20 protein-coding genes are annotated in these 23,338 nt (G+C 61.6%); 8 read left to right on the forward strand and 12 right to left on the reverse strand.

All coding sequences use genetic code 11. The features are described from left to right. Positions 1–71 precede the first annotated feature (71 nt). Positions 72–1,397, forward strand: coding sequence for an MFS transporter (locus D8U60_RS17745; protein ID WP_016775327.1), 1,326 nt, complete (start codon positions 72–74; stop codon positions 1,395–1,397). A 72-nt stretch (positions 1,398–1,469) separates the two neighbouring features. Further along, positions 1,470–2,861 carry an FAD-dependent oxidoreductase gene (locus D8U60_RS17750; protein ID WP_130900608.1) on the forward strand — a complete coding sequence of 464 codons (1,392 nt, stop codon included), beginning with the start codon at positions 1,470–1,472 and terminating at the stop codon, positions 2,859–2,861. 8 nt (positions 2,862–2,869) lie between these two features. Here the strand turns inward: D8U60_RS17750 and tssI are convergent, their stop codons facing one another. Continuing rightward, on the reverse strand, positions 2,870–4,258 hold the full coding sequence (gene tssI, locus D8U60_RS17755; RefSeq protein ID WP_130900609.1) for a type VI secretion system tip protein TssI/VgrG: 1,389 nt from the start codon (positions 4,256–4,258) through the stop codon (positions 2,870–2,872). Positions 4,259–4,479: 221 nt separating this feature from the next. On the opposite strand from tssI, the gene D8U60_RS17760 reads away from it, so the two are divergent. After that, positions 4,480–5,184, forward strand: coding sequence for a YebC/PmpR family DNA-binding transcriptional regulator (locus D8U60_RS17760; protein ID WP_130900610.1), 705 nt, complete (start codon positions 4,480–4,482; stop codon positions 5,182–5,184). 102 nt (positions 5,185–5,286) lie between these two features. Here D8U60_RS17760 and D8U60_RS17765 read toward each other — a convergent pair whose 3' ends face one another. The 4 genes from D8U60_RS17765 to D8U60_RS17780 all read right to left on the reverse strand — a co-directional run bounded on the left by D8U60_RS17765 (position 5,287) and on the right by D8U60_RS17780 (position 9,342). Continuing rightward, entirely contained in the window at positions 5,287–6,600 is a 1,314-nt protein-coding gene (locus D8U60_RS17765) for a protein kinase (protein WP_130900611.1), read from the reverse strand. 144 nt (positions 6,601–6,744) lie between these two features. Continuing rightward, positions 6,745–7,875, reverse strand: coding sequence for a cell division protein ZapE (zapE, locus tag D8U60_RS17770; RefSeq protein ID WP_130900612.1), 1,131 nt, complete (start codon positions 7,873–7,875; stop codon positions 6,745–6,747). 208 nt (positions 7,876–8,083) lie between these two features. Continuing rightward, positions 8,084–8,839 carry an anti-sigma factor gene (locus tag D8U60_RS17775; protein ID WP_122880189.1) on the reverse strand — a complete coding sequence of 252 codons (756 nt, stop codon included), beginning with the start codon at positions 8,837–8,839 and terminating at the stop codon, positions 8,084–8,086. Beyond that, complete coding sequence (locus tag D8U60_RS17780; RefSeq protein WP_016775320.1) at positions 8,836–9,342, reverse strand: sigma-70 family RNA polymerase sigma factor; 507 nt, start codon at positions 9,340–9,342, stop codon at positions 8,836–8,838. The genes D8U60_RS17775 and D8U60_RS17780 overlap by 4 nt, the downstream gene beginning before the upstream one ends. Before the next feature lie 156 nt (positions 9,343–9,498). On the opposite strand from D8U60_RS17780, the gene D8U60_RS17785 reads away from it, so the two are divergent. Further along, on the forward strand, positions 9,499–10,605 hold the full coding sequence (locus tag D8U60_RS17785) for a catalase family peroxidase (RefSeq protein ID WP_130900613.1): 1,107 nt from the start codon (positions 9,499–9,501) through the stop codon (positions 10,603–10,605). Next, positions 10,602–11,147 carry a cytochrome b gene (locus tag D8U60_RS17790; RefSeq protein WP_122880191.1) on the forward strand — a complete coding sequence of 182 codons (546 nt, stop codon included), beginning with the start codon at positions 10,602–10,604 and terminating at the stop codon, positions 11,145–11,147. Before D8U60_RS17785 ends, D8U60_RS17790 begins: the two co-directional genes overlap by 4 nt. Before the next feature lie 60 nt (positions 11,148–11,207). Here the strand turns inward: D8U60_RS17790 and D8U60_RS17795 are convergent, their stop codons facing one another. Further along, complete coding sequence (locus tag D8U60_RS17795; protein WP_073471325.1) at positions 11,208–12,359, reverse strand: M14-type cytosolic carboxypeptidase; 1,152 nt, start codon at positions 12,357–12,359, stop codon at positions 11,208–11,210. Between the two features lie 95 nt (positions 12,360–12,454). Between D8U60_RS17795 and D8U60_RS17800 the strand changes: the two genes are divergently transcribed. Then, positions 12,455–12,673, forward strand: a complete 219-nt coding sequence (locus tag D8U60_RS17800; protein ID WP_125927390.1) for a hypothetical protein — start codon at positions 12,455–12,457, stop codon at positions 12,671–12,673. 104 nt (positions 12,674–12,777) lie between these two features. Here D8U60_RS17800 and D8U60_RS17805 read toward each other — a convergent pair whose 3' ends face one another. Then, positions 12,778–13,176: a DUF3077 domain-containing protein gene (locus tag D8U60_RS17805; RefSeq protein ID WP_071172941.1), complete on the reverse strand. Its 399-nt coding sequence runs from the start codon at positions 13,174–13,176 to the stop codon at positions 12,778–12,780. A gap of 130 nt (positions 13,177–13,306) precedes the next feature. Between D8U60_RS17805 and D8U60_RS17810 the strand changes: the two genes are divergently transcribed. Continuing rightward, positions 13,307–13,966 (forward strand): S24 family peptidase, encoded by a 660-nt coding sequence (locus D8U60_RS17810; protein ID WP_038861876.1) that lies wholly within the window; start codon positions 13,307–13,309, stop codon positions 13,964–13,966. A gap of 42 nt (positions 13,967–14,008) precedes the next feature. Here the strand turns inward: D8U60_RS17810 and D8U60_RS17815 are convergent, their stop codons facing one another. The 4 genes from D8U60_RS17815 to D8U60_RS17830 form a co-directional block, all read right to left on the reverse strand. Further along, complete coding sequence (locus D8U60_RS17815; protein WP_130900614.1) at positions 14,009–15,958, reverse strand: acetyl/propionyl/methylcrotonyl-CoA carboxylase subunit alpha; 1,950 nt, start codon at positions 15,956–15,958, stop codon at positions 14,009–14,011. Further along, entirely contained in the window at positions 15,958–16,770 is an 813-nt protein-coding gene (locus D8U60_RS17820; protein ID WP_122880194.1) for a gamma-carboxygeranoyl-CoA hydratase, read from the reverse strand. Before D8U60_RS17820 ends, D8U60_RS17815 begins: the two co-directional genes overlap by 1 nt. 13 nt (positions 16,771–16,783) lie before the next feature. Further along, positions 16,784–18,388 (reverse strand): carboxyl transferase domain-containing protein, encoded by a 1,605-nt coding sequence (locus D8U60_RS17825; protein WP_130900615.1) that lies wholly within the window; start codon positions 18,386–18,388, stop codon positions 16,784–16,786. Between the two features lie 107 nt (positions 18,389–18,495). Then, on the reverse strand, positions 18,496–19,659 hold the full coding sequence (locus D8U60_RS17830) for an isovaleryl-CoA dehydrogenase (RefSeq protein ID WP_130900616.1): 1,164 nt from the start codon (positions 19,657–19,659) through the stop codon (positions 18,496–18,498). A 299-nt stretch (positions 19,660–19,958) separates the two neighbouring features. Between D8U60_RS17830 and D8U60_RS17835 the strand changes: the two genes are divergently transcribed. Then, positions 19,959–21,656 (forward strand): AMP-binding protein, encoded by a 1,698-nt coding sequence (locus tag D8U60_RS17835; protein ID WP_130900617.1) that lies wholly within the window; start codon positions 19,959–19,961, stop codon positions 21,654–21,656. 652 nt (positions 21,657–22,308) lie between these two features. Here D8U60_RS17835 and D8U60_RS17845 read toward each other — a convergent pair. After that, complete coding sequence (locus D8U60_RS17845; protein WP_130900618.1) at positions 22,309–23,208, reverse strand: hydroxymethylglutaryl-CoA lyase; 900 nt, start codon at positions 23,206–23,208, stop codon at positions 22,309–22,311. Positions 23,209–23,338 lie beyond the last annotated feature (130 nt).

A 23,338-nucleotide genomic window follows, 5' to 3' on the forward strand; every position in this document is an offset into this window, starting at 1 on the left:
AACAATAAAAAACACAGGCGTTTTTCTTAACGATTCTGCCGGCACACTCACACCCTGAGGTCAGAACCACCATGAACAAGCACATCGGCACCCTGGCGCGTTGGCGCGTGCAGATCTTCGCTATTACCTGGCTCGCGTACGCCGCGTTCTACTTCACCCGCAAAGCATTTTCGGTAGCCAAACTGGGCATCGCCGAAGACCCTGATTTCACCCTCGACAAAATGGCCATGGCCAACCTTGACGCGATCTATCTGGCGGCGTATGCCCTCGGACAGTTCACTTGGGGCATGCTCGCCGATCGCTTCGGTCCGCGAGTGGTGGTGCTTGGCGGTTTGCTGATATCCGCCGCTGCGGCGCTGGTGATGGGCAGTTTCGCTACATTGCCGATCTTCGCCACGTGCATGTTGATTCAGGGTTTGGCGCAGTCCACTGGCTGGTCGGGGCTGTGTAAAAATCTTGGCAGCTTCTTCCCGTCTGAGCAGCGCGGGCGGGTGCTCGGCTTGTGGAGTTCCTGTTACGCGTTTGGTGGCCTGGTCGCCTCGCCGTTCGCCGGCTGGTGGGCCTACACGCTGGTCGGCACCTGGCACGCGGCATTCATTTCCAGCGCGGCGGTGGTCGCGGTGGTCGCCGTGCTGTTCTTTATCTTCCAGCGCAACAAACCGGAAGACGTCGGCTTGCCGGCGGTGGAGCCCGAGCCGGAACTGACCGCCGAAGAAACCGCAGCCAACAGCAAACTCAGCGTCTGGGAGCCACTGAAGGAAATCCTGCGCAACCGCACGGTGCTGGTGCTGGGCCTGGCGTATTTCCTGCTGAAACCGGCGCGCTACGCGATTCTGTTGTGGGGCCCTGTGATTGTTTTCGAACAGATGCCCAGTGTCGGCAAGGTCGGCGCGGCGATCATTCCCACCGCGTTTGAACTGGCCGGATTGCTCGGGCCGATCATGATCGGCCTGGCCTCGGACAAACTCTTCGGCGCCCGACGCATGCCGGCCTGCGTGCTGAGTCTGCTGGCGCTGACCGTGACGCTGGCGTTGTTCATGGCTGCGCTGAACACCGGCAGCGTGTTGTTGGTCGTCGCGTTGCTGTTCGTCATGGGCCTGACGTTGTATGGCCCGGACTCGATGATCAGCGGTGCGGCGGCCATCGATTTCGGCAAGGCCAAGGCCGGTGCCACCGCCGCCGGTTTCGTCAACGGCTGCGGCTCCGTTGGCGCGGTGCTCGGCGGTTTGCTGCCGGGCTACTTCGACTCGGTGACGGTGTTTATCGTCTTCGCCGGATGCGCGCTGTTCTCGGCGCTGGTGCTGATTCCGCACTGGAACAGTCGGCCGGTCGGCGTGATGGAGCCGCGCGCGGCGATCCCCAACTGCCCGCTGAGCGTCAAACCGCTGCGTTCCTGAAACCCTTCGCCCCGTGGCCTGCTGCGCGGTGCGCGGCAGGCTGCGTCGTGGCTTTCTGACTGGAGATTTCCCATGCGACCGTTCTGGCTCGAGCAAGCCTTGCAGGCCGACCCATCCGAGCAGTGTCCACCGCTGCAAGGCGAGGTGCGCACGGATGTGTGCATCGTTGGCGGTGGTTACACCGGATTGTGGACGGCGATCATGCTCAAGCAGCAAAACCCGGAGCTGGATGTGCTGCTGATCGAAGCAGACATCTGCGGTGCCGGCGCCAGTGGCCGTAACGGTGGTTGCGCACTGTCATGGTCGGCCAAGTATTTCACCCTGGAGCGCTTGTTCGGCGTCGACGAGGCGGTGCGTCTGGTCAGGGAATCGGAGCGCAGCATCCATGCGATCGGCGAGTTCTGCGAGCAGTACGGGGTCGATGCCGACTACCGCCTCGACGGCACGCTGTACACCGCGACCAATCGCGCCCAGGTCGGCGCAACTGACGCGGTGATCGCGGCGCTGGAGCGTAACGGCATCAACTCGTTCAGCCAGCGCCCGCTTGCCGATGTGCAGCGCATGGCTGGCTCAGCAAAACATCTGGAGGGCTGGTTTTCCCCGGCGGCTGCCAGCGTGCAACCGGGCAAACTGGTGCGCGGTCTGCGCCGGGTGGCACTGCAATTGGGCGTGAAAATCCATGAAGGCACGGCGATGACCGGGCTGGAAGAGGGCCGCCCGGCACGCATCCACACGCCCGGCGGCAAGGTCATCGCCGACCGAGTGGTACTGGCGATGAATGCATGGATGGCCCGCGCGTTTCCTCAGTTCGAGCGCAGTGTGGCGATTGTTTCCAGTGACATGCTGATCACCGAACCGCGCCCGGACCTGCTGCAGCAAATCGGTTTGACCAGCGGCGTCAGCGTCCTCGATTCGCGGATTTTCGTGCATTACTACCACAACACCCCGGACGGTCGGATCATGCTCGGCAAGGGCGGCAACACCTTCGCCTATGGCGGGCGGATGCTGCCGGTGTTCGATCAGCCGTCGCCTTATGCCGGATTGCTCAAGCGCAGTCTCGCGGATTTTTTCCCGGCGTTCACCGAGGTCAAAATCGACGCGACGTGGAACGGCCCGTCGGATCGTTCGGTGACCGGTTTGCCGTTTTTCGGCCAGATGAGCTCGGCGGGCAACGTGTTTTACGGCTTCGGTTATTCCGGCAGCGGCGTCGGCCCGTGTCACATGGGCGGGCAGATTCTCGCCGCGCTGGTGCAGGGCCTGGATAACCCGTGGACCCGTTCGCCGCTGGTCAACGGGCCGCTGGGTTATTTCCCGCCGGAACCGATTCGCTACCTCGGCTCGCTGATGGTGCGCAACGCCATCCGCCGCAAGGAGCGCGCCGAAGATTACGGGCGCCGGCCTCGGCATCTGGATGTGCGCCTGGCGAAATTCGCGGCGGCGGCGGGCAAGGCGGACAAAGGCTGAGGCGCCAATCAATGCTCGGCGCGGTGGCTCAGCCAGTCGAGCAACAGGCTGTCGCGCGCGGGTTCTGATTCGCGCTCCGGCGGCTGGCGTGCGTGGCTGAGGCACAGGATCGGTCGGTCCGGATCACTGTCGAGGAAACTCACCCACACTTCACTGCCGGCACGCGGTAATTGATCGACCGCGACGGGGCCGCTGAACCGGCTCATGGCGATCGGCAGCCACAGGGCGTCGCTGGCGGATTTATCCGCAGACGGCCACAGGCTTACAGCGAGGCAGCCGTTTTCGTCCACTTGCGCAGGTTGCCCAGGCGCACCCGCGACTTTCGCCAAGTGATAACCGGCAATATTCGGGCGAGCTTGTTTGAGTGGCGGACGGAAATCGGTCGACCAGGGCTGCGCAGTGAAGTCGTTGTGATAACGCTGAACGCTTGGCGTCGGGTCAAGGATCGAAGGGTGCTGCCCTTGGTGGCGCACGGCGCATATCAGCCATTGTTCGTTGAAATGATGGATCGGGTGATCGGCCACAAGCAGCAGTCGGCCACTGAGCAAATCGCTGCAATCACTGCGCCCGTGAATGGAACGCAACTGGCAGCGCTGGCGTTGCAGATGGCGCCGGCTGCGCTGTTCGGCGTGCAGACGTTCCGGCGATCGCGCGGGCATCGGCAACTCGGTCGAGACTTCGTTGGCGGCTTCGGCGTTGCCGGTTGGCTGGCCACGATTGCGCACCGCATGCAGCATCGGCACGGGCGCCGCGCGATGCTGTTGATAGAGTGCGCTGACGCAGGGCGATGGTGGTTGCTCATCAGCATTGAAAGGGATTTCAACCGGTTCCTGCGGCAGGCTCAGGCTGTCGTCGGCGAACACCACGACGTGTCCGTCCGGCCCGTGTTCGAAGTGATAGTGGATGCCTTCTTCTTCGCATAGCCGCTGCAGCAATGCCAGATCGCTTTCTTCGTACTGAATGCAAAACGCCCTTGCCGGGTAGTGACCGACGCTCATTTCAATGCGGTAGCTGTGCGCTGGCAGAGCATGTTCTTCGAGCAGTTGCTGGATGATCTGCGGCGTACTCCGGTGAGTAAACACGCGGCGCTTGTGCGTATGCGCCAGTTGTTGCAGATGCGGCACCAGAATCAGTCGATAGCCGACCCGATGGGTCCCGCGATGTTCGCAGCTGGCGCTGGAAATGACGCCGTGGAACCCGTGCTGCTCACTGAGCCGCAGAAAGGCCGGCCGGTGCAGAAAGGATCCCGGGACGATGGCCGGGGCCAGGCCGAGCAGTTCGATGTCGAAACGGTAAGGCTGGTTCAGCGCTTCCTCGCCGCGAAAACGCACCACCGGCAGGCGCAATCCGCTGTCGGTCAGCGTAAGGGTGAAGGGACTTTCCTTGTCATTGAGCATTCGAGCAGGCCCTGTCAGGCGATACGGGGTTTCAAGGGTACGAAACCGTCGGGCTGAATAGTCATGTCGAAGGCGCTTTTCAGAATCCCCCTACATGCTTTGGTGAAGATGTCGATTCCGTCGGCTGTTTTTTTGGTCGATTGCCGACTTTAGGCCGTATAAACTTGCCGCCACGCGTCGGCCAATAGATGTCTCGGCGCCACAGATCAAGAGAGTGAGTAATGGGCGCACAGTGGAAGGTTAAACACAAAGAAGCGGCAGCCAACGCCAAAGGGAAGATCTTCGGCAAACTGGTGAAGGAAATCACCATTGCTGCACGCAACGGTGCCGATACCGCCACCAACGCACACCTGCGTCTGGTGGTCGAGCAGGCGAAGAAAGCCTCGATGCCAAAAGAAACCCTCGATCGCGCGATCAAGAAAGGCGCCGGTCTGCTGGGTGAAACCGTGCAATACCATCGCGTGACCTACGAAGGCTTCGCCCCGCATCAGGTGCCGCTGATCGTTGAATGCGTCACCGACAACGTCAACCGCACCGTCGCGGAAATTCGTGTGGCGTTCCGCAAGGGCCAGTTGGGCGCTTCCGGTTCGGTGGCGTGGATGTTCAACCACGTCGGCATGATCGAAGCCGCGCCGGACAGCCCGGATGCCGATCCGGAAATGGCTGCGATCGAAGCCGGTGCCCAGGATTTCGAGCCGGGTGAAGAGGGCGCGACGCTGTTCCTCACCGACCCGACCGACCTCGACGCCGTGCAGAAAGCCCTGCCGGAACAAGGCTTCACCGTGCTCTCGGCCAAGCTCGGCTACCAGCCGAAGAACCCGGTCAGCGGCTTGAGCGACGAGCAGATGGCTGAAGTCGAAGCGTTCCTCGAAGGCCTCGACAACCATGATGACGTGCAGGACATGTTTGTTGGTCTGGCTGGCTGATCTGTCGCGCCAGTGATGACCTCTTCGCGAGCAGGCTCGCTCCCACACTGGAATGTATTTCAACTGTGGGAGCGAGCCTGCTGGCGATTGACCGTGCTGCGGTCACAGATTCTCCAGCACCTCGATCACTTCACTGAACCCCGGCCGCCCCAGCACATCGGCCTGACAGCAACGTCGTTCCAGCGCCTGCAGTTGCGCGCGGCGCTCCGTACTCAATCCTGAGTCGACACGCTCCAGCAATTCCCCCAACAACACACCGAACGCACGGACTTCCAGGCGCTGCAATGCGCGCGTCTGCACATCATCGCCGGTGGCATGAAACGACGCCGCGCCGAAGTCCCCCAGCAGACAATCGCCACGATCGTTCAACAGAATGTTGTGGCCATAGAGATCGCCGTGGGTAATGCCTTGGCGGTGCAGGTGCTCGGCCGCTGAGGCGATGCCTTTGGCGACGCGCAGGGCAACCTCGGCGGAGAACCGGCAATCTTCGGCATAAACATCCCGCGAACACGAGTCCAGGCTCGGCAAACCGGCGAGATTGCCGAAGCTCGGATCAATCAGTTGCATCACCAGCCCCTGCTGTTGATCGGGATGGCCGCTGATGCGCCCTTCGACGCGGATCAGGTTCGGGTGCAGGCCTGCGGTGATGCAAGCGTTCATCTCATGCAACGGCGAGCCGTCGCTGGTCATCTCGCCTTTGTACAGCTTCACCGCAACCGCCTGCGCCGTGTCGTCGTCGCGCTGCCAGACTGCCTTGGAAATCACCCCGGAAGCGCCTTCGCCCAGTTGCTGCTCCAGGCGCAGCGCCGACCAGTCGATCAGCGGCGTGGCCTCAAGGGCAGCGGCATCGGCTTCGGTCTCCAGCGGATTGCCGGCGTAGGCCAGCCAGGTCAGGCTCGGCAAGGTCAGCAACCACTGCGGCAGTTCGCTGAGTTGGTTGGCAGCGATGCGCAGCAATTCCAGCCGATGGCAGTGGCGCAGGGAGTCTGGCAGCGATTGCAGGCGATTGCCGGCGAGCATGAGCTTCTGCAAAGCGGGGCGTTCACCGAGTTCGCCGGGCAGGCTTTCGATGCGGTTATCGGTGAGGATCAGCCAGCGCAGCTGCGGCGGCAGGCCGGTACCGGGCACATTGACGATGCGGTTGGCCTTGAAGCCGACCATGGTCAGCGCGGTGCACTGGCCGAGGCAGGCCGGCAGTTCGCTGAACTGGTTGTCGGAGCAGAACAGCACGCGCAGGCGGGTCAGGCGATGCAGGTCAGCGGGCAAGCTGGATAACGCGTTGCCGCTGAGGTTGAGCACTTCCAGCGTGTCGGCCAGTTGGAAAATTTCGTTGGGGAATTCGGTCAGCCCGCAGGACAGGTCGAGGCGGGTGATGCCGGACAGCTCGCCGGCGCGTAGTTGAGCAAGGGTGTGCATGTCTGGTTTCGCTATTGATCGGTGGAGCGACGCGGGGGGCGCTGGAATGGGCGACATGATAGCGGTAAAGCGGATGCTGAACGGATTTTGAGTTGTCCCGGGACCCTGTGAGAGCGAGCAGGCTCGTTCTCACAGGGTGGGGTGTCAGTTGGATTCGTGAATTTCCTGCAATTGCCCCAACCGGCTGCGCGTGCGCGCCAGGTCGATGGCGTGACCTTCCAGGCTCTGGCCCAGCGGCAGTTGGCCGAGCAGGGTCAGGTGTTTGTCCTGATCGTAGAGCACGTCAATCAGATTGATGAAGCGCTGCTGCACGGCGATCGGACATTCGCCGAGCTGCGGCAGCTCATCGATGATCCACTGGTCGAAACGCTGGCACAGTTGCAGATAATCCATCACTGCCGTTGGCTGTTCGCACAGGTCGTTGAAGGTGAAAGCGACTCGCCGGCCTTGGCAAAAACGGGCCTGAAGCTGGCGCTTGCCAACTTCGAGGGCAAGGGCAGGCGCGTCGGCCGGTGGCAGGTCCAGTGTCTGACGTTGAGCTGCCGTCGCCGGCCATACGTAATGTCCTTGGGTAAACACTTGATGCGTGTGTTGGCGGTTGAGTGCGCGGTAGTCGTGGGCGCCGCCGACTTCCATCACTTGCATGCGCGTGTTGATCAGCTCGATCACCGGTTTGAAGCGCGCGTGATACAGCGGATTGGGCAGCAGGCCCTCGGGTGCATAGTTGGAGGTCACCAGCAGCATGATCTGCCGTTTGAACAGGGCCTTGAACAGCCGCGTGATCAGCATCGCGTCGCCGATGTCATGCACGTGAAACTCGTCGAAACACAGCACCTGGCAATCTTCCAGCAGTTCGTCCAAGGTGATTTCCAGCGCGTCTTCCTCCTGGCGATGACGGAACATGCCGTCGTGCAACCGAGCGAAGAACTGATGGAAATGCAGGCGGCGTTTGCGCGTGATCGGCAGCGCCTGGAAGAAACCGTCGAGCAACCAGCTCTTACCGCGCCCGACGGCGCCGTACAGGTACAGACTCGGCGGGGTGTGGCCGCTGTCGCCGAGCAGCACGCTGGCTTGCTGCGCCATGCAGTCGATGACGTGCTGCTGACTGCGGCTGAGGGTGTAGCCCTGGCTTTTGGCCTTGTCACGGAAATAATCGCGGATGTTCGCGGCATGAGCATCGTGCCCGGCGCTGGCGGGCAGGCCTTTGCCGAACAGGCGGCGCAGCAACGGCCAGCGTTGGCTCAGTCGTGATCGTTTCGGCGTTCGGGCGGGCACGCGGGACAGGCTCCTGGTTGATTGGGTGCGCTTCACCGGGAGCGCGGTGGCCCAAGTGTAACCAGAGCCCGGGCGTCGGCTCCATGAAATATGTGCACGGTCCCCTGTAGGAGCTGACGAATGCAACGAGGCTGCGATCTTTTGATCTTGGTTGCCACCAACAGATCGCAGCCTCGTTGCACTCGTCAGCTCCTACCAGAGGCGGATTTCAGAACGGTGGCGATTGCTTGAGCAACTCTGCCGCCGGCGAGTCGGTCGGGCTGACCACCGCATAGTTGTAGCCCGGCCCTGACCAGTAATCGGCCTGCAGATCGCCATCGCTGCGCGAGCCACGCGGCAGCAGGGTGTTTTTCGGCCCCGGTGGACGCAGGTAGAAACTGACCTTGTGACCGCTGCCATCCTCATACATCACCATCGCCGCCGCGCCTTCATCGGTGCTGAGCAAGCGCCCGCTGACCGGCTCGAATCCGGCAGCTTTCAAGTCCGGCAAGCGCCCGGCACCGCTGAAGTAGCGGTCGAGCCAACGCTGCATGTCGCCGTCGCTGTCGACCTTGTAATCGGCGGGCAGTACGCCTTGCTGGGCGATCAGGCGATAGGCTTGCAACGCGTCAGTCATCGGCAATGGCGCAGGGCGCGTCAGGGTCATTTCCCGGGCCTGCCAGCCACTGAAACCGCCGATGCTCACGGCAATGAGCAACACCGCCGCGCTGGCCAGGTGCCGACGGGACTGCTGGCGGCGGCGCTGGCGAATCATCATCGGGTCGAGCGCCGGATTGGCCGGTTGCTGCAAGGCGCCACTCAGCGCTGCGCGCAACTGCTGGGCGTCGCGTTGCCAGGCGCGCACCTGAGCCGCTTCTTCAGGGTGGCTGGCCAGCCAGGTCTCGAGCACGCGCCGATCGGCGTCGCTGAGCTGGTGGTCGACATAGGCGTGCAAATCACGTTCGTTGGGAGGCAGGCTGATCATTTGAGTATCCGCAAGGAAGGGCTGCTGATTTCGCCGTCGCTGAGTTGGCGCAAGGCCTGGCGGGCGCGGGACAGGCGCGACATCACGGTGCCGATCGGGGCGCCGAGGATCTCGGCGACCTCTTTATAGGACAGGCCTTCCACCGAGACCATCAGCAGCAAAGCGCGCTGCTCGGTGGGCAGGCGTTCGAAGGCTTGCAGGGTCGACTGAGCAATCACGGTGCGTTCCACCGACGGCTCGGCATCGTCGCGACCGGTGAAAAATTCCAGCATGCGCGCATAGCGCCGCGAGCGACGGTGCGCATCGAGAAATTGCCGATAGAGAATTGCGAACAGCCAGGCGCGCAAGTCGCCCTCAGCGCGTTTCTCGCCCCAGGCCGACAGCGCCCGCTCGAGGCTGGCCTGGACCAGATCGTCAGCGCTGCTGCTGTTGCGCGTCAACGACACGGCGAAGCGGCGCAATCTGGGAATGATTTCTCTCAACTGTTCGTCGAATTCGCTCATGAATGTCTGCTGGTCGCTACGCTGTGGACTAGGAAGACGCCCGTCAGCGCAGGTTATTCCCCGTGCGCAAAAATAAATACCGCGCCGTGGAATAAACCCGGACGGGGTGCGTCTTGCTGACTCTTTCCACTTGTGGCCGATGGCCTGGAGATATTCATGGTTGATCGCTCGTCCCCCAACGCTGCACCGCCCGGCAGGCCGCCGCGCCAGCCACTGAGCGCCGCGAGCCTGATTTTTCGCCTGGGCGGCATTGCCGTGATTGTCGCCGCCGTGGCCGGGGCGTTTGCCTACGTGCGTGGCAACCTTGACCCACAACGACTGACGCCAAAAGCGTTGGTCGATGTGCTGGAAAAGAACAACGGCGTGCATCCCGGCTTTCGTCGCAATCACGCCAAGGGTGTCTGCGTGATCGGCCATTTCGAAAGCAGCGGCGAGGCGCGCGCGTTCTCCACGGCACAGGTGTTCAACCTGCCGCAGACACCGGTGGTGGGGCGTTTCGCCTTGCCGGCGGGCAATCCCTATGCGCCGGACAGCGCCGTACCGATCCGCAGTCTGGCGCTGCGCTTCACCCAGGCGAACGGTCAGCAATGGCGCACCGGCATGAACAGCATGCCGGTGTTTCCGGTGGGCACGCCTGAAGCGTTCTACCAATTGCAGCAGGCGCAGTCGCCGGATCCAGCCACTGGCAAGCCCGACCCGACGAAGGTGCCGGCGTTCTTCGCTGCACACCCGGAAGCCGTGCCGTTCTTGACGTGGGTAAAGACCGCCAAGCCTTCGGCCAGCTACGCGACCGAAACCTATAACAGCATCAATGCGTTCTATCTGGTCGATGGCAACGGCAAGAAACAGGCCGTGCGCTGGAGCATGACCCCGTTGGCGCAGGACGCGGCAGGTGCCACGGCCCCTGAAGGCGCGGACTTTCTCGAGAAGGATCTGGTGCAACGCCTGGCCGCCGCACCCTTGCGCTTCCAGTTGAACATCACCCTGGCCAACGCCGACGACCCGGTCAACGATGCCAGCAAGACCTGGCCCGCAAATCGCAAAGTGCTGAACGCCGGGACTTTGGTGCTGGAGAAAACCCAGCCGCAGCTCAGCGGTGAATGCCGCGACATCAACTACGACCCGCTGGTGCTGCCGGCCGGGATTCAAGGCTCGGAAGATCCACTGCTGGCCGCGCGTTCTGCTGGCTACGCCGATTCCTACCTGCGTCGCACCAGCGAAGTCAGCCAGTTGCCCGCCGCCAAACAGGAGGCTCGTCCATGAACAAGCAACCGACGCATTTCGTTTTGCTGGCGCGCCTGCTGCACTGGCTGATGGCGCTGATGATCATCGCCATGCTGTTTATCGGCGCGGGCATGGTCACTTCGGTGTCGTCTCGCCATGAATGGCTGATTCATTTGCACAAGCCGCTGGGCATCGCGATTCTGGCGCTGGTGATCGTGCGCCTGCTGGTGCGCTTCACCACACGACAACCGCCACTGCCGGATGATCTGCCGGGCTGGCAGGTGCTGGCAGCCAAGGCTTCCCACGTCTTGTTGTATGCGTTGATGCTGGTGTTGCCGTTGCTCGGCTGGGCGATGATCAGTGCCTCGGGCGAGCCGGTGATGCTGACGGCGTCGCTGCATCTGCCGTCGATTGTGCCGGCTGACGCGCAACTGTTTGCGGTGCTGCGCAAGTCCCATGGCTATCTGGCGTATCTGCTGTTTCTGACGGTGCTGCTGCACCTGGCGGCGGCGCTGTTTCATGGCTGGGTGCGTCGTGACGAAGTGCTCGACAGCATGTTGCGCGGGCGTGATCGCGGCTGACGGGTTTAAAGCAAAAGATCGCAGGCCGGCTGCGATCTTTTGTCGTTACAGAGGAGGGGATCAGCGCAGGGTGTCGACCATGTCGGCGAGGGTGGTCAGCACATCCTTGCCCAATTGCTTGGAACGTTTGCCCGACCAGCCGGTGATCTTGTCCGGGTGGTCGTCGTGGTCCTTGAAGGGCATCTCCAGGGTCAGCGACAGGCAATCGTATTTCTGCCCGACGCTGTTGCAGGCCAGGGTCATGTTGGCCTGTCCCGGTTCGTCGCGGGTGTAGCCGTAGGTGGTCTGGAAGTCTTTGGTGGTGTGCTTCAGATGGCTGCGGAAATGCTCTTCAAGCTTTTCGATGCGAGGTGTAAAGCCAGGATTACCTTCACAGCCGGCGGTAAAGACGTGGGGGATTTCCTCGTCGCCGTGCACGTCGATAAACGCATCGACGCCATATTTTTCCATCTGCTGCTGGACGAAAAGCACTTCCGGACTGATGTCCTGGCTGGCGTTCTGCCAGGCCCGGTTCAAGTCCTGACCCATGGCATTGGTGCGCAGGTGGCCATGGAAGGCGCCGTCCGGGTTCATGTTCGGCACCAGATACAGATCGGCGCTGGCCAGCAGTTTGTTCAATACCGGATCGTCCTGGCGCTCCAGACGCTCAATCACGCCTTCCATGAACCATTCCGCCATGTGCTCGCCCGGATGCTGCTGGGCAATGATCCAGATCTTGCGCTGGCCTTCGGCACCGGTGCCTTTGCGCAGCAGCTGAATGTCCCGGCCCTCGACACTTTTGCCGGTCGCCAGCAATTCGGTGCCAGCCTTGCTCAGCGCCTGCTCGATCAACCAGTCGTGGCGGCCGCGGCTGTAGGGCTCGAAGTAGGCGAACCAGGCGTGGGTCTGTTCGGCTTCGAGGCAAAAGCGCAGGCTGTCGCCTTCGAAGCTGGTGGGGATGCGGAACCAGTTGACGTGGTCGTAGGAGGCGACTGCCTGATAGCCGGTCCAGGCCTTGTTATAGGAGGACTGGCTGGCGTTGACCAGACGAAACCAGTGTTCCTGATGCACATGCAGACCGCTGGCCTTGAAGTGGAACCACTGAAAATGAGCGCTGCGGGTGTCCGGGCGGATGGCCAGAACCGGATTGAGCGGGTTGCTGATGTCGATGACTTGGATATTGCCGCTGTCGAAATTGGCGCTGATGTCGAACGAAGATTTGGCCACGGTCATAATCGCTTCCAGAGCAGGATTTTTATGACCGGTACTTTACACGCAGGCAGGGCTGAAACCGAGGGGAATTGCGGGTGTAGCGGGGGGCGTCTTCCGTGACGCGCCAGCAGCTTAGAGGCTATGCGATTGATTCTCAAGTGCTGATTGCCATTAGTTTTGCCCAATGTGGCCGGGCTCGGCTTGCCAATCAATATTCTTTTGATATTATCCGCGCCATCGAATTTGCAGCACCCAAAGACTTCATTAGCCTGAAGACACAAGCCCGAAAAACGGGCAAAAAAAGACCCGGCAAAAAGCCGGGTCAAAAACCGTGATTAGCCTGATGAGGAGATAGTCCAGAAGACCGACCTAAGGTCTCTGGTCCATCGACTGATCTCGCGACCAGCTGCTTGCAATAATAATCATTATCATTTGCAAGTCAAATGTTTTTATCTGCGCGATGGGAAAATTCTTTCCTGTCCGCCCGTACCTTGTCCGCCGTGACTTCGTCGTTGTCGATCGAATGGTCGACCATCGCCCGCGCCATATCCACCATGTGCACCACCGAAAAGGCCAGATCGCGATTGGTGCCTTGCAGGTTTTCTGCGGCCTTGAACGCGGTTGCGGCTGCACATCGCAACAGATCCGAGGCATGCACCAGCGCTTCCTCGCCGCTGAGATGGCCTTTGACATTGAAAAAACGTTCGTCCGTCTCGGGTTCTGAAACAGCCGGTTTCAAGTAGTAGTCCAGCGCGCGCTGTGCGGCGGCATTGCCTTGAGGGGAGGTGAAGCTGGTGTCGATTTGCAGATCGGGCAGGTCTTTGCTGCTGATGTTCATCATGAAACGTCACTCCATGTTCGATTGAAAGTCCGTTTCCTTAGGATAGTACCGCCTGTATTTGTGACGAGAATTTAAATACTACAATATGTGTTTTGCCGGTCGAAGACGTCCGCGTAAGGTGCGGCACATGGATAAATGGATTGAGTTGGTCAAGGCCAAGATGAGTGAACTCAAAGTCACTCAAACAGAGCTCGGAGAGCGCGTCGGCATGTCCCAGGGCGGGATCGGTCATTGGCTGAACAAGCGTCGCGAACCCGGTGTTACCGAAATGAACCGCGTGCTCAAGGCGCTGGGAATGGACTTCCTTGAAGTCGTTCTGGTGATTCGCGAACCGCAGCCGACGCCGGAAGACGAGATGCCGCTGGCGCAGAAGTACAACCCGTACTTCCGTTATCCGGTCTGCGATTGGCGTGCACCGTGCGAAGTGCGTGACACTGCGGCGAGCTATCCCGGAGCATCAGCGAAGCAGCGCTTCGAACTGACGGATTACCATGCTCGCGGCGGTGCGGCGTTCTGGCTGACGGTGACGGGGGATTCGATGACCGCGCCCAGCGGCCAGAGCATTGCCGAGGGCATGCTGATTCTGGTTGACCCAGAGTTGGAGGCAGTGCCTGGCAAACTGGTGATCGCCCAGTGGCCGGACAGCGAAGAAGCGATTTTCCGCAAACTCGACGAACAGGCCGGCCAGCGCTACCTGGTGCCGCTCAACCCGACCTGGCCGAAAACCCTGCTCACCGATGAATGCCGGATTATCGGCGTGGTGGTTCAGGCAACGGCGCGTTACTGAGCGGATCGATCCTCGCTCAAGGCGAGGGTCGATCCTTTTATTTCATCCCTCTTCCAGTTCAACCAAAGCGCTGCCTTCGCTGACCATATCGCCTTCCTGGCAATACAGCGCTTTGATCACACCGGCGTGCGGCGCGCGGATGCTGTGTTCCATCTTCATGGCTTCCAGCACCACCAGTTGCGCCCCGGCCTCAACCGACTGTCCCGTTTCGACCAGCACGCGCACGATACTGCCGTTCATTGGCGCGGTCAGACCGCCCTGATGGCTGTGGCTGGCTTCAACGGCACTGATCGGATCGAACGCTTCGATGCGCCGCAACTCGCCGTCCCATTCCAGATACAACGCGCCACCCTGACGAATCGCCCGCAAAGTGCGGCGCACGCCGTCATGCTCGACGGTCAGCGCCTCGCCCAGCAGTTTTGCAGGGGCCGCAGTTCTCAAGGTCAACGCGCGATCCTGTCCCTCGCAACTCAAATGCAAGGTGATTTCCGCCGGCAAGCCTGCGCGCAAACCACTGGTGCAAGACCAGGGGGAGGCGGCATCATCCGCCCGCGCACGCTTCGGCAAACTCTGCGCAAACGCCTGCGCCGCCGCCTGCCAGAACTCATCGCTCAACGCGGCTGGTGCTGGCAGCAATTGCTCCTGATAGCGCGGAATGAACCCGGTATCCAGCTCTGCCGCCGCAAACGCCGGATGCGCGATGATCCGGCGCAGGAAATTGATGTTGGTCTTCAGCCCGCCAATCGCAAACTCGTCGAGCATGCTCAACAAACGCAAGCGCGCCTGTTCGCGATCTTCACCCCAGGCAATCAGTTTGCCGAGCATCGGATCGTAGAACGGCGAAATCTCGTCACCTTCCTCAACGCCGCTGTCTACCCGCCGCCCCGGTCCCTGTGCCGATTCGCGGTACAAATCCAGACGCCCGGTGGCCGGCAGGAAAGCATTCGCCGGATCTTCGGCATACAAACGCACTTCGATCGCGTGACCATTGAGCGGTACCTGCGCCTGGGTGATCGGCAGCACTTCCCCACGGGCGACGCGAATCTGCCAGGCGACCAGATCCAGTCCGGTGATTGCTTCGGTTACCGGGTGCTCGACTTGCAGCCGCGTATTCATCTCCATAAAGAAAAACTCGCCGCGCGCATCCAGCAAAAACTCCACGGTGCCGGCGCCGACATAACCGATCGCCTGCGCCGAACGCACAGCCGCTTCGCCCATTGCCCGGCGCAACTCGGGCGTCAGACCCGGCGCCGGGGCTTCTTCTACGACTTTCTGGTGCCGACGCTGGATCGAGCAGTCGCGCTCGTTGAGGTACAGGCAGTTGCCGTGCTGATCGGCGAACACCTGAATCTCCACATGACGCGGCTTGAGCAAATACTTTTCCACCAGCATCCGCGAATCGCCAAACGACGATTGCGCTTCGCGCTGCGCCGAGGCGAGGGCTTCAGCGAGTTGGCTGACATCCTCGACCACTTTCATGCCTTTGCCGCCGCCCCCCGCAGTGGCCTTGAGCAGCACCGGATAACCGATGCGTTCGCAGGCTTCGCGGAAGGTGTCGAGGTCCTGCGCTTCGCCGTGATAGCCCGGCACCAGTGGCACGCCAGCCTTTTCCATCAGCGCCTTGGCGGCGGATTTGCTGCCCATCGCATCGATGGCCGCGGCGGGCGGGCCGAGGAAGATCAGCCCGGCGCCTTCGATGGCGCGGGCGAATCCAGCGTTCTCCGAGAGAAAACCGTAGCCGGGATGAATCGCCTGGGCACCGCTGGCCTTGGCGGCGGCGATCAATTTATCAATTTGCAGATAACTCTCGGCAGCCTTGCTGCCGCCCAGATCCACACGGATATCGGCTTCACGGCTGTGCCGCGCATCGCGGTCGGTGGCGCTGTGCACGGCGACGGTGGTCAGGCCCAAAGCCTTGGCAGTGCGCATCACGCGGCAGGCGATTTCGCCGCGGTTGGCCACCAGCAGGGTGGTAATCACAGGTGCGCTCATCAACGCGACTCCTTGGTGGATGCGGCTTGCCAGTTCGGTGGGCGTTTTTGCAGGAAGGCACGCAAGCCTTCCTGACCTTCAGGGCTGACGCGAATCCGCGCGATGGCATTTTCGGTGTAGCGGCGCAGGGCCGGGGTCAGCGCGCCGTTGCCGACTTCGCGCAGCAAGTCCTTGCTGGCGCGCATGGCGGCGGGGCTGTTGAGCAACAGGTTGTCGATCCACTGTTCGACCTGTTGCTCCAGTTCCGCCGCAGGATAGCTTTCTGCGAGCAAGCCGATCTCCCGCGCCCGCTGCCCGCTGAAGCGCTCGGCAGTCAGCGCATAACGCCGCGCCGCCCGCTCACCGATCGCCTGCACCACGAACGGGCTGATCACGGCCGGTGCCAGACCGATGCGCACTTCCGACAGGCAGAACTGCGCGTCATCGGCGCCGATCGCCATGTCGCAGCAACTGATCAAGCCCAGCGCGCCACCGAACGCCGCGCCCTGAACCACGGCCAGCGTGGGGACTTTCAGTTTGGCGAGGTTGTACATCAGCTCGGCCAGCTCGCGGGCGTCGTCGAGGTTGGTGTGGTAATCGAGTTCCGCTGATTGCTGCATCCACGCCAGGTCAGCGCCGGCACTGAAGTGCTTGCCGCGCCCGCGCAGCAGCAGGAAGCGCAGGCTTGAATCGCTGGCGACCTTGTCGAGGGCGAGGATCAGTTCGCGGATCATCTCGGCGTTGAACGCGTTGTTTTTCTCGGCGCGATTGAGCCACAGCGTCGCGAAACCGCGTGGGTCGTTTTGCAGTTCGAGGGTATTGAAGTCGTTCATCAGATTCTCCCCATCACATCCGGAACACGCCGAAGCGGCTCGGTTCGATTGGCGCGTTCAGCGACGCGGACAAGGCCAGGGCCAGTACGTCGCGGGTCTGCGCCGGGTCGATGACGCCGTCGTCCCACAGCCGCGCGCTGGAGTAGTAGGGGTGACCCTGTTCTTCGTACTGGTCGAGAATCGGCTGCTTGATCTCGGTCTCCTGCTCGGCGCTGAACGCGTGACCGCTGCGTTCGGCTTGTTCGCGTTTGACCTGCACCAGAACGCCTGCGGCCTGTTCGGCGCCCATCACGCCGATCCGCGCGTTCGGCCACATCCACAAAAAACGCGGATCGTAAGCGCGCCCGCACATGCCGTAGTTGCCGGCACCAAAGCTGCCGCCGATGATCACGGTGAATTTCGGCACCTTGGCGCAGGCCACTGCGGTCACCAGTTTCGCGCCGTGCTTGGCGATGCCGCCGGCTTCGTACTTCTGGCCGACCATGAAACCGGTGATGTTCTGCAGAAAAAGCAGCGGGATGCCGCGCTGGCAGGCCAGTTCGATGAAGTGCGCGCCTTTCTGCGCGGCTTCGGCGAAGAGGATGCCGTTGTTTGCCAGAATCGCGATCGGGTAGCCGTGCAAGTGCGCGAAACCGCAGACCAGCGTGGTGCCGAACAGCGCTTTGAATTCATCGAACACCGAACCGTCGACCAGCCGCGCGATCACTTCGCGCACATCGAATGGCTGCTTGGCGTCAGCCGGAACCACGCCGTACAACTCGTCGCTGGCGTACAGCGGCGCAATCGGCGTGCGCTGCTGCACCTCGCCGAGCTTGCGCCAGTTGAGGTTGGCAACGCTGCGGCGGGCGAGGGCGAGGGCGTGTTCATCGTTCTCGGCGTAATGGTCGGCCACACCAGAAGTCTTGCAATGCACATCGGCGCCGCCGAGGTCTTCGGCGCTGACCACTTCACCGGTCGCGGCTTTCACCAGCGGCGGGCCGGCGAGGAAAATCGTCGCCTGGTTGCGCACCATGATCGCTTCGTCCGCCATCGCCGGCACATACGCGCCGCCGGCGGTGCACGAGCCCATGACCACGGCGATCTGCGGGATGCCCATGGCGCTCATGTTGGCCTGATTGAAAAAGATCCGCCCGAAGTGCTCGCGATCCGGAAACACTTCGTCCTGACGCGGCAGGTTGGCGCCGCCCGAGTCCACCAGATAAATGCACGGCAGGCGATTCTGCTGGGCGATGGTCTGCGCACGCAGGTGCTTCTTCACGGTGAGCGGGTAATACGAGCCACCTTTCACCGTCGCATCGTTGGCGACGATCATGCACTCCACGCCTTCAACGCGACCAATCCCGGCGATCACCCCGGCAGCCGGGACGTCTTCGCCATACACGGCGTGAGCCGCCAGTTGGCTGATTTCGAGAAACGGCGAGCCCGGATCGAGCAAGCGATTGATGCGCTCGCGCGGCAGCAATTTTCCGCGTGAGGTGTGGCGTTCCTGAGCTTTGACGCCGCCACCCTGCGCCACTTGGGCGAGCAGGGTGTGCAGCGCGTCGACCTGTTTGAGCATCGCCGCACTGTTGGCGGCGAACTCCGCTGAACGCGGGTTGAGCTGAGTGTGCAGAATCATGGGGCTTACTCCGTAAGCAGCTTCTAGCTACAAGCGGCAAGCTGCAAGTCGGGGCAAGAGCGTGGATCTCTTGCAGCTTGTAGCTTGCGGCTTGCAGCTGACGAAATTCATTTCGTCTCGTTGAACAGTTCGCGGCCAATCAGCATGCGGCGGATCTCGCTGGTGCCGGCGCCGATTTCGTAGAGCTTGGCGTCGCGCAGCAGGCGGCCGGCGGGGAATTCGTTGATGTAGCCGTTGCCGCCGAGAATCTGGATCGCGTCGAGGGCCATTTGCGTGGCGCGTTCGGCGGTGTAGAGGATCACCCCGGCCGCGTCCTTGCGCGTGGTTTCGCCGCGCTCGCAGGCCTGGGCCACCGCGTACAGATAAGCGCGGCTGGCGTTGAGCTGGGTATACATGTCGGCGACTTTGCCCTGGATCAGCTGGAATTCGCCGATGCTCTGGCCGAACTGCTTGCGGTCGTGGATGTACGGCACGATCAGGTCCATGCACGACTGCATGATTCCGGTCGGGCCGCCGGAGAGCACCACGCGTTCGTAATCGAGGCCGCTCATCAGCACTTTCACGCCACCGTTGAGCACGCCGAGAATGTTCTCCTCGGGTACTTCGACGTCATCGAAAAACAGCTCGCAGGTGTTGGAGCCGCGCATGCCGAGCTTGTCGAACTTGTTGCTGCGGCTGAAGCCTTTCCAGTCACACTCGACGATGAACGCGGTGATGCCGTGGGGGCCTTTTTCCAGGTCGGTCTTGGCGTAGATCACGTAGGTGTTGGCGTCCGGACCGTTGGTGATCCAGGTTTTGCTGCCGTTGAGGACGAAGCGGTCGCCGCGTTTGTCGGCGCGCAGTTTCATCGAGACCACGTCGGAACCGGCGTTGGGCTCGCTCATCGCCAGCGCGCCGACGTGCTCGCCGCTGATCAGTTTCGGCAGGTATTTGCTTTTCTGTTCGTGATTGCCGTTGCGGTTGATCTGGTTGACGCAAAGGTTGGAGTGCGCGCCATAGGACAACGCCACCGACGCCGAGCCACGGCTGATTTCTTCCATCGCCACCACGTGCGCCAGATAACCCAGACCCGCGCCGCCGTACTCTTCCGGCACGGTGATGCCGAGCAGGCCCATGTCACCGAATTTGCGCCACATGTCGGCGGGGAACAGGTTGTCGTGGTCGATCTGCGCAGCACGCGGGGCGATCTGATCGGCGACGAAGGACTGCACCTGATCGCGCAGCATGTCGATGGTTTCACCGAGGGCGAAATTCAGGGATGGATAGCTCATGTGGCACCTTTTGGCTTTTTTATCGGGTGGAGCGCACGACGAATCGGCGTTCAGCTTTACGTTAACGTAAAGCTTCCACAGTTCGACTGTCAATCGGCTTTACGTAAGCGTCAACTTGGGCGAGAGTAAGGGCAGTTCAGGATCAGATATCGGTTTGATTCTGGTGGGAGCGAGCCTGCTCGCGAAAGCGCTGTATCAGTCGCCCTAAAGGGTGAATGACGCAGCGTATTCGCGAGCAGGCTTGCTCCCACAGGATTCAAAACCGGGAAAACCCACTAATAAAGACAATAGGGGTCGTCATGGATCAACCCAGTGCAAACCCGCAGCGCAGCTACACCCGTGGCTCTCAGGACCAAGCCCTGCTGGCGATGACCATCGGTCAGCGCTTCGATCAGACTGTCGCGCAGTACCCGGACGGTGAGGCTTTGGTGGTACGCCATCAGCAGTTGCGTTACTCCTGGCGGCAACTGGCCGACGCGGTGGATGAGCAGGCCAGAGCCTTGCTCGCTCTGGGCTTGCAGACCGGCGATCGCCTCGGCATCTGGGCGCCGAATTGCGCGCAGTGGTGCATCACTCAGTTCGCCACGGCGAAGATCGGCGTGATCCTGGTCAATATCAATCCCGCCTATCGCAGCTCCGAACTCGAGTACGTGCTAAAGCAGTCCGGCTGCCAGTGGCTGGTCTGTGCCGGAGCGTTCAAAACCTCGAATTACCACGCAATGCTCCAGAGCCTGGCGCCAGAATTGGCCGAGCACGCCATCGGTCAGCTGCGCAGCGAACGCCTGCCGGAGCTGCGCGGCGTGATCAGCCTCGATGCCAATCCGCTGCCCGGTTTTCTGCCGTGGTCGCAGCTCAGCGATCTGGCGGTCAGCGTCTCGCCCGATCAATTGCGTGAACGCAGTGCCAGCCTGCATTTCGATCAACCGGTGAACATCCAGTACACCTCCGGCACTACCGGTTTCCCCAAGGGCGCGACCCTCAGTCACTACAACATTCTCAACAACGGCTACATGGTCGGCGAAAGCCTCGGCCTGACGGCTGCCGATCGTCTGGTAATTCCGGTGCCGCTGTATCACTGCTTCGGCATGGTCATGGGCAACCTCGGTTGCGTCACCCATGGCAGCACGATGATTTACCCCAATGACGCGTTCGATCCGGCGCTGACCCTGCAAGCGGTGGCCGAGGAAAAAGCTACGGCGCTGTACGGTGTGCCGACCATGTTCATCGCCATGCTCGATCAGCCGCAGCGGCAGACCTTCGACCTGTCGAGCCTGCGCACCGGGATCATGGCCGGCGCCACCTGTCCGATCGAGGTCATGCGCCGGGTGATCAACGAAATGCACATGAGCGAAGTGCAGATTGCCTACGGCATGACCGAAACCAGTCCGGTGTCGTTGCAGACCGGGCCGGAGGATGAGCTGGAATTGCGTGTCACCACGGTCGGGCGCACCCAGCCGCAACTGGAAAGCAAGATCATCGACACCGCCGGCAACCTCGTGCCGCGCGGCACCATTGGCGAATTGTGCACGCGCGGTTACAGCGTGATGCTCGGTTACTGGAACAACCCGCAGGCCACCGCCGAAGCCATCGATGAGGCCGGCTGGATGCACACCGGCGACCTGGCGAGCATGAACGAGGAGGGTTACGTCAACATCGCCGGGCGTAACAAAGACATGATCATTCGTGGCGGCGAGAATGTTTATCCCCGTGAGCTGGAGGAATTCTTCTTCACCCATCCGGCGGTGGCGGACGTGCAGGTGATCGGTATTCCCTGCTCACGCTACGGTGAGGAAATCGTCGCCTGGATCAAATTCCACCCCGGCCATAGCGCCTCGGAGCTGGAGCTGCAAACGTGGTGCAAGGAACGCATCGCCCATTTCAAGACACCGCGTTACTTCAAGTTCGTCGACGCGTTTCCGATGACGGTGACGGGCAAGATCCAGAAATTCAGGATGCGCGAGATCAGTATCGAGGAGCTGAAAACAATCGACCGATAACCGAAACCCTGTGGGAGCTGGCTTGCCAGCGATGGCGTCAGGTCAGCCAGGATCAATATTGAATGATCTGCCGCATTCGCTGGCAAGCCAGCTCCCACAGTCATCAGGGTGAATTCAGGAATCGCAGAAAGCACAAAGGGGAGCCGAAGCTCCCCTTTAATTTGTCGTTGCGTGCTCTTTTTATTATTGAGGGTCGGTCTGTTGTTGTTTTTGGCAACCGTGGCCCTGTACAGCTTTTGGCGACCCCCATCCGGGGTCAAGAGCAAACGTATTTTTTTGAGCGCTGATCTGCTTTCTCGTTTAACGATCCAACCGATTCGGGAGCTACCTGAAGGTAGTTTTATTGTTCTCTGCCCGGTTGCGGGTCACTCCTGAGAGCACCCTGAAAAGCACACCTTCTCCAAAAAAATCTGTTAGCTGCGTCTCTGCCGTGTTGTTCTTGTTATGTCAGAGTCGTTTCGTCTTGTTTTTATTGGTTTGCGGCTTTTTATTCTTGTTATGCCATAGAGATAGCAGGTGTCGTGCCAACTCTTAAAAGTCTTTGTAAATCAACCGCTTAACGTTTTCAGGCTTTTTCGACTCCAGGCAAAGCCAGACAATTTGTTTCCGTGTTACTCGCTTTTGCCCACATCGCTGACGCAGCGGTAACACCTCACTGCGCGCTGCGCGCCTTGGCCACCCGCGAACCGCTCGGACGGCCGAGCACTGCGCTGATCTGCTGGCCCGCGCCAATCAAGGCGTCCAGGTCGATACCGGTCTCGATCCCCAGGCCGTTGAGCAGGTACACCACGTCTTCGGTGGCAACGTTACCGCTCGCGCCTTTGGCGTACGGGCAGCCGCCGAGGCCGGCGATAGAGCTGTCGAACACCGCAATGCCTTCGAGCAGGCTGGCGTAGATGTTGGCCATGGCCTGGCCATAGGTGTCGTGGAAATGCCCGGCGAGTCTGTCCCGTGGCACCTGCGCCGAAACCACCTCGAACAGGCGTCGGGTCGCGCCCGCCGTGCCGGTGCCGATGGTGTCGCCCAGCGACACTTCGTAGCAGCCCATCGCGTACAGCTCGCGCGCGACCATCGCCACTTGCTCCGGCGCAACCGTGCCTTCATACGGGCAGCCCAGCACACAGGAAACGTAACCGCGCACGGTAACGCCGTGTTGTTTCGCGGCCTCCATGATCGGCGCAAACCGCGCCAGGCTTTCGCTGATCGAGCAATTGATGTTGCGCTGCGAGAACGCCTCGGAGGCGGCGGCGAACACCGCGACTTCCTTGACCCCGGCGGCGAGCGCGTCTTCAAAACCGCGCAGGTTCGGCGCCAGCGCGCCATAGATGACGCCGGGCTTGCGCTGAATCTGCGCGAACACCTCGGCGGAACCGGCCATCTGCGGCACCCATTTCGGCGAAACGAAACTGCCGACTTCGATGTAGCCGAGCCCGGCGGCGCTCAGGGCATCGACCAGTTGCACTTTGTCAGCGACGCTGATCGGCTGGGCTTCGTTCTGCAGGCCATCGCGCGGGCCGACTTCGATCAGGCGTACTTGGGAGGGGAGGGACATGGGCGGGACCTGCTTCGTGGATTCGTGGTGATCCCTGTGGGAGCGGGCTTGCCCGCGATGAGGCCGGAACATCCTGCAATGATGTTGACTGACCCGACGCCATCGCGGGCAAGCCCGCTCCCACAGGGAA

This window comes from Pseudomonas sp. Sample_11 (genome assembly GCF_004307505.1).
Classification (GTDB): Bacteria; Pseudomonadota; Gammaproteobacteria; order Pseudomonadales; family Pseudomonadaceae; genus Aquipseudomonas; species Aquipseudomonas atacamensis.

What these genes read in the sequence shown, in the direction of transcription:
- D8U60_RS17745 (WP_016775327.1), top strand. Translation starts at nt 72, where the DNA reads ATGAACAAGCACATCGGCACCCTGGCGCGTTGGCGCGTGCAGATCTTC.
- D8U60_RS17750 (WP_130900608.1), top strand. Translation starts at nt 1,470, where the DNA reads ATGCGACCGTTCTGGCTCGAGCAAGCCTTGCAGGCCGACCCATCCGAG.
- tssI (WP_130900609.1), bottom strand. Translation starts at nt 4,258, where the DNA reads ATGCTCAATGACAAGGAAAGTCCCTTCACCCTTACGCTGACCGACAGC.
- D8U60_RS17760 (WP_130900610.1), top strand. Translation starts at nt 4,480, where the DNA reads ATGGGCGCACAGTGGAAGGTTAAACACAAAGAAGCGGCAGCCAACGCC.
- D8U60_RS17765 (WP_130900611.1), bottom strand. Translation starts at nt 6,600, where the DNA reads ATGCACACCCTTGCTCAACTACGCGCCGGCGAGCTGTCCGGCATCACC.
- D8U60_RS17775 (WP_122880189.1), bottom strand. Translation starts at nt 8,839, where the DNA reads ATGATCAGCCTGCCTCCCAACGAACGTGATTTGCACGCCTATGTCGAC.
- D8U60_RS17780 (WP_016775320.1), bottom strand. Translation starts at nt 9,342, where the DNA reads ATGAGCGAATTCGACGAACAGTTGAGAGAAATCATTCCCAGATTGCGC.
- D8U60_RS17785 (WP_130900613.1), top strand. Translation starts at nt 9,499, where the DNA reads ATGGTTGATCGCTCGTCCCCCAACGCTGCACCGCCCGGCAGGCCGCCG.
- D8U60_RS17790 (WP_122880191.1), top strand. Translation starts at nt 10,602, where the DNA reads ATGAACAAGCAACCGACGCATTTCGTTTTGCTGGCGCGCCTGCTGCAC.
- D8U60_RS17795 (WP_073471325.1), bottom strand. Translation starts at nt 12,359, where the DNA reads ATGACCGTGGCCAAATCTTCGTTCGACATCAGCGCCAATTTCGACAGC.
- D8U60_RS17805 (WP_071172941.1), bottom strand. Translation starts at nt 13,176, where the DNA reads ATGAACATCAGCAGCAAAGACCTGCCCGATCTGCAAATCGACACCAGC.
- D8U60_RS17810 (WP_038861876.1), top strand. Translation starts at nt 13,307, where the DNA reads ATGGATAAATGGATTGAGTTGGTCAAGGCCAAGATGAGTGAACTCAAA.
- D8U60_RS17815 (WP_130900614.1), bottom strand. Translation starts at nt 15,958, where the DNA reads ATGAGCGCACCTGTGATTACCACCCTGCTGGTGGCCAACCGCGGCGAA.
- D8U60_RS17820 (WP_122880194.1), bottom strand. Translation starts at nt 16,770, where the DNA reads ATGAACGACTTCAATACCCTCGAACTGCAAAACGACCCACGCGGTTTC.
- D8U60_RS17825 (WP_130900615.1), bottom strand. Translation starts at nt 18,388, where the DNA reads ATGATTCTGCACACTCAGCTCAACCCGCGTTCAGCGGAGTTCGCCGCC.
- D8U60_RS17830 (WP_130900616.1), bottom strand. Translation starts at nt 19,659, where the DNA reads ATGAGCTATCCATCCCTGAATTTCGCCCTCGGTGAAACCATCGACATG.
- D8U60_RS17835 (WP_130900617.1), top strand. Translation starts at nt 19,959, where the DNA reads ATGGATCAACCCAGTGCAAACCCGCAGCGCAGCTACACCCGTGGCTCT.
- D8U60_RS17845 (WP_130900618.1), bottom strand. Translation starts at nt 23,208, where the DNA reads ATGTCCCTCCCCTCCCAAGTACGCCTGATCGAAGTCGGCCCGCGCGAT.